Below are 4,616 nucleotides of genomic sequence, written 5' to 3'. Positions count from 1 at the left end.
GAGCGCCTGTTTCTCCATCTCTTGGTCAATGGGAAAGGCGGGGCGTTGCCCGGTGAGGATCTCTTCAATGCGATTTGCTAATCCTTTTAATTGTTTGGGCTCGAGGTCCAGCTTTCCCAAATTGAGAAGAGTCCTCTGCCTAGGCCCCTTGGGAGTCCTGTAGGACTCGACCAACTGGTGGTAGAAGTAGGTGGTTCCCGTTTGGTGATCTTTTTTTCTGACTCGTCGAATGAACATAGTAGCAGGACAGTAGCATGAGGAGGGAAGGCGAGTCAATTCTGGCCCTGTAGTTTCTACCACTACACCCAATTTTCGAGACCCCTTCAACGGCCTTTCAGATAGTTAGATGAGCAAAATCGGTACACTGTCGCACTATGCAGCATATAGATGACAAACTTGGGTTAGGACGGCCGTTTCCCGCGGGGCTGAAGCCCCGCGGCTACGAGGAGGACCAAAAATCCTCGGCCTTGTAAGACGGAGAGCCATTGTCGGACAGGCTCCTCAGTGGCTGTCTAAAAAGGCCGGGGATGACCGCTTTTTTCGTAGCGCAGCCCTTTAGGGCTGCGGAGGAATCCCCGACGTGGGTTGGGTTGCCGGGTATTGCCTGTCACCCCATTGGGTTATGAGGGCCCGTTTTCCGCGGGGCTGAAGCCCCGCGGCTACGCAAGAAGCCGGCTCCCTTGTGCCCCGCCCTTACAATTAGAAAGATTCGCGTCTATTCGCGTTCATTCGCGGTTGCCGCCCTTCACCTTACCCCCATCACCAGGCGGCTGTAGGGCGAATGATGATTCGCCCTACAGGTCGCGCGCACGAACATAACGAGATCTCGTGTCGTGTAAAATGGCACGATTCTTCCCCATCGCGAGGTTCGGGCGGGTGGCCGTAAAGCCAGCCGCGACGAAACCAGGGGGCCCGGTTGAGATAGGGGCGGGGTTTATCCCTGCCCGATAATCGCGCGGAGAGGGGTTGAGACGGCGGCATGTCACGGATGCCGCGGGCGGGGAGCGTCCAGGGGCAACGCCTGGGCCGGCTTGCGGGGAAGGGTGCGGACGATCAGACGTCCCGAAAAGAGATCCCGCGCCAATTCCAAAACATCCCGGGCTGTCACCTTGCGGACCAGGTCGGGGTAGCGACGGTCGTAGTCGAATCCCAACCCCAGGGCCTCGTTGACGGCGGCGCTTTGGGCTCTGGCGTCCAGCCCCTCCAGGTCCAGGGCGTGCATGGTGAGCACCATGTCCTTGGCCCGTTCCAACTCCGCAGGGCTCATTTCCTCCCGGGTCAGTCCCTCCAATTTCTCGAGCACGATCTGTTCCACACGGCCGGCGTTGTCCAGGGTGGTCTGCGTGATCACGCCGAAGAATCCCCCGTTGAGGCCGTAAAAGGGAAAGGCGTGGACCACGTAAACCAGGTTGTTGGTACCGCCCCGCAGGGCTTCGTGAAGGCGCCCGCCGGGATAGCCGATACCGGAAAGCGCCGCGTCCAGCACATCGAGGACGGGACGCCGCGGATCCCGCAGGTCCAAGCCACCAGTTCCCACGAAGAGACCCAGGGAGGTCTTGTCGGTTCGCCGTTCCACCACCCGGGAGCCTTGGAGCGGCTGGGTTTCTCGCGGTAGATTTGGGATCGCCGGCTGCGGCCGTTTCCAGGATCCCAGAGCCTTGTCCAGGCGCTTCAGCAGCTTTTCCCTGTCGAAGTCTCCGTAGATGGCCAGGACCGACGATGGGGGGGCGACCATCTTTTCATAAAAATCCAACACCTGGTCGCGAGTGAAGGCCGCGACGCTCTCGGGCGTACCCAATCGATCGTGACGGTAGGGATGCCGGGTGAAGTAGTGCTCCTTGAAAAGGCGCACCAGCTCCATCTGCCAATTCTCGTCCCGGCGCTTGATGGCCAGGAGGGTCTCCTCCTTCTTCTTGCGGATCTCCTCCGGAGGAAAGACCGGATTCGTGATCACGTCGGCCAGGATGTCCACGGCCAGGTCCACATCGTCGCTCAGGACCTTGGAGGTGACGGAGTAGGTGTTGCTTTGGGATCCCGATGCGAGGCTGCCTCCCACTTCCTCCAGGGCCTGGGCGATCTCCAGCTTGCTTCGCTTCTTGGTCCCGGCGGTGAGGAGCGACGCCGTGAAGGCCGCCAGGCCCTCCTGCCCGGGGCCTTCCAGGAGCAGCCCGCCCATCCCGTACAGTTGAAGGGTCACCACGGGGAGGCGGTGATCTTCGAGGAGCAGCACGCGCAGCCCGTTGTCGAGGCGCACGAGAGACGGGCCCTTGTCCTTCGGGGTCGAGGCAAGCGGCGCCGGGGTTGTTTCGTACGGTGTGGAGACGGGCAGAACGGCGGCCACCGTCATGGCTTCCGGAACCAGGTAACGCCGGGCCACCCGAAGCACATCCTCCCGGGTGACCTGCCGGACCTTTTCCACATAATGCTCGTCGAAGTAGGGATCTCCCGTGTCGAAGTAAGAGGACGCCAGGGAAGAGGCCATCTCTTCGGCCGTTTCCTTGCCGAAGATGTGGTCGGCGATCACCTTCTTTTTCGCCTTTTCCAACTCGCTTCGGGAGACCTTCTTGTATCCAACGGCTCTCAGCTCTTCTTGGAGAGGTTCCAGGACCGCAGGCCAGTTCTCGGGGGCCAGGCTCATGGAAACCACCCACTGGCCGGGAAGATAGGCGGGCGTCCAGTTGAACGCCCCCACGGAAAGAACCAGGTTCTCTCTTTCTTTGAGTCTCTGATGGAGGCGGCCGGTGCGGCCGTCGCCCATGAGGATGGCCAGGACGTCCATGGCGTACAGGTCCTCGTGGGCCAGAGGAACGGAACGGAACCCCACCATGGCTTGCACCATACGGGCCAAGGGCAGACGTTTTTCCGCCCATCGCCGGCCCAAGGGCGCAGGTTCGCTGGGAAGCACCACCGGAGGGGCCTCTCCGCGGGGCATCTTCCCCACCCTCTCGCCCACGAAGGCAAGAACGCGATCGGGATCCACGGGTCCCGCCACCGCCACCACCAGGTGCTGAGGCTGGTAACGGGCGCGGTAGTAGGCTTGGAGGTCCTCCCGAGTCCGGCGGACGAAGACGTCTTCGTAGCCGATGACCGGATGTCGAACGGGATGGATTCGGTAGGCCGTCTGCATGAAGAGCTTCCACAGGACGCGGCCGGGATCGTTTTCTCCCATGCGGATTTCCTGCTGGATCACGGCCTTCTCCCGGACCACCTCCTGCTCCGCAAGGCTGCATTCCGTCACGTAGGAAAGCAGCAGATCCAGACTCTCCTCCCAGTGGGCGGCGGTGGTGGTGATGTAATAGACCGTTCGGTCGTGGCTCGTATAGGCATTGCTCGCTCCGCCCATGCGCTCCAGACGCCTCCGGGCTTCCTCCTCGCTGAAGGACCGGGTGGTTCCCCCCGCCACCACGTGTTCCAGGTAGTGGGATAGACCGGCCCCCATGTGGTCGCCTTCGTAGATGGATCCGGCTCGGACGTAGACTCTTGCGGAAACCACCTGGGAGTCGGGGATGGAGCGGACCAGCAGGGTGAGTCCGTTGTTGAAGACAGCGAAGGTGTCGCCCGGTTTGCTTTCAAGAAAACGTTCCAGGAAGGGAGCTTCCCGGCTGTCGGGTGCTTCCGGGGCCTGGCCGGCCGGGCAGGGAAAGGTGACCAATAAGCCGATGACAAGCAGGAGGGCCGCTTGGAAGACCATTCGCCGCAGGTGCATGATCCACCTCATACGAACGCATGGAGATACGAAACCGTGGAAGAGAGGAAACGGCCCTACGCCGCCGGGGCCGTGAGGGCGCGGGGGAGAGGACGGCAGCCGGGGGTCAGCGGGGTTCTCCTTCCATGGAGGCCAGCTCGTCCAGAATCCATCGGATCTTGTCCTTGTCCTGCAAATCTTCGGGCTTTTCCTGCTCAATGCGCAGCAGGTCCTCCAGTTCCAGGCGGCGCCGGTCGCGAAACCCGCCCACGTCCTTTCGGAAGTGGCGCTGGGCCATGTACTGCGACTTTTCGTATTCCTTTTCCAGATCGTCGTTCATCAGACCATGCTCCTTCTTTCTGGCGCTCGGGGCAGTCCTTGCCGGTTCCGCGGCGTGTCGAGCTCTTTCATCCCGGGGTCCATTCCGCCGGAGAATTGACTCTAGGGATGAGGCTCTCCCGTGTCAAGCTCCGATTGCCCCGCCGCTCATGGGAACCGCAGAAGGCAAAACCAGGTTTGAACCTGGCTATCCTGTGGAGCCCGTGCCAACGAAGGACGAGACGCCCCTTTGGAAAGCAGGCCCTTGTAGGGGCGAATAATCATTCGCCCCTACAGGCCGGGCGCACGCGCGGAACGAGGTTGCGTTTCATACAAACGGTCATGGCTCCCCTCGCGCCACCCCGCATGGATGAAAGAGCGGGCAGGAGCAAGGGCATTTGTCGGAACGCCGCGATATGCCATTCTCTATGAGTCACTGCGCGCCCATTGCATTGCCGGGCACCCTCATTGCAGCCTTCGCAGTTTCTACAACGAAGAAGATTTGCGTCTATTCGCGTTCATTCGTGGTTCTCTTTCATATTAACGGTCATGGTCTCCCTTGCGCCACCCCGCACAGATGAAAGATGTCGTCAAGGGAGAGTCCTTTCTGTAG

General features: G+C 61.2%; 3 protein-coding genes. All 3 read right to left on the bottom strand.

Annotated elements, in window-relative coordinates; all coding sequences use genetic code 11:
• Window positions 1-237 (bottom strand): IS1634 family transposase N-terminal domain-related protein (locus tag BUB04_RS20475; RefSeq protein ID WP_492215226.1); only part of this gene is annotated, 237 nt, incomplete at its 3' end.
• 745 nt (window positions 238-982) lie between these two features.
• The gene (locus BUB04_RS18505) at window positions 983-3,706 is read right to left on the bottom strand and encodes a M16 family metallopeptidase (protein ID WP_178372051.1); all 2,724 of its coding nucleotides are present in this window, start codon (window positions 3,704-3,706) and stop codon (window positions 983-985) included.
• A gap of 106 nt (window positions 3,707-3,812) precedes the next feature.
• Complete coding sequence (locus BUB04_RS18500) at window positions 3,813-4,025, bottom strand: hypothetical protein (protein ID WP_073042267.1); 213 nt, start codon at window positions 4,023-4,025, stop codon at window positions 3,813-3,815.
• Window positions 4,026-4,616 lie beyond the last annotated feature (591 nt).

This window comes from Desulfacinum infernum DSM 9756 (genome assembly GCF_900129305.1).
GTDB lineage: Bacteria > Desulfobacterota > Syntrophobacteria > Syntrophobacterales > DSM-9756 > Desulfacinum > Desulfacinum infernum.
Note: the sequence above shows the minus strand (reverse complement) of the source record. Positions and strands in the feature narration are given on the sequence as shown.

Bases quoted from the DNA above. Each gene is read 5' to 3' on its own strand.
- BUB04_RS18505 (WP_178372051.1), bottom strand. From the start codon at position 3,706: ATGCACCTGCGGCGAATGGTCTTCCAAGCGGCCCTCCTGCTTGTCATC.
- BUB04_RS18500 (WP_073042267.1), bottom strand. From the start codon at position 4,025: ATGAACGACGATCTGGAAAAGGAATACGAAAAGTCGCAGTACATGGCC.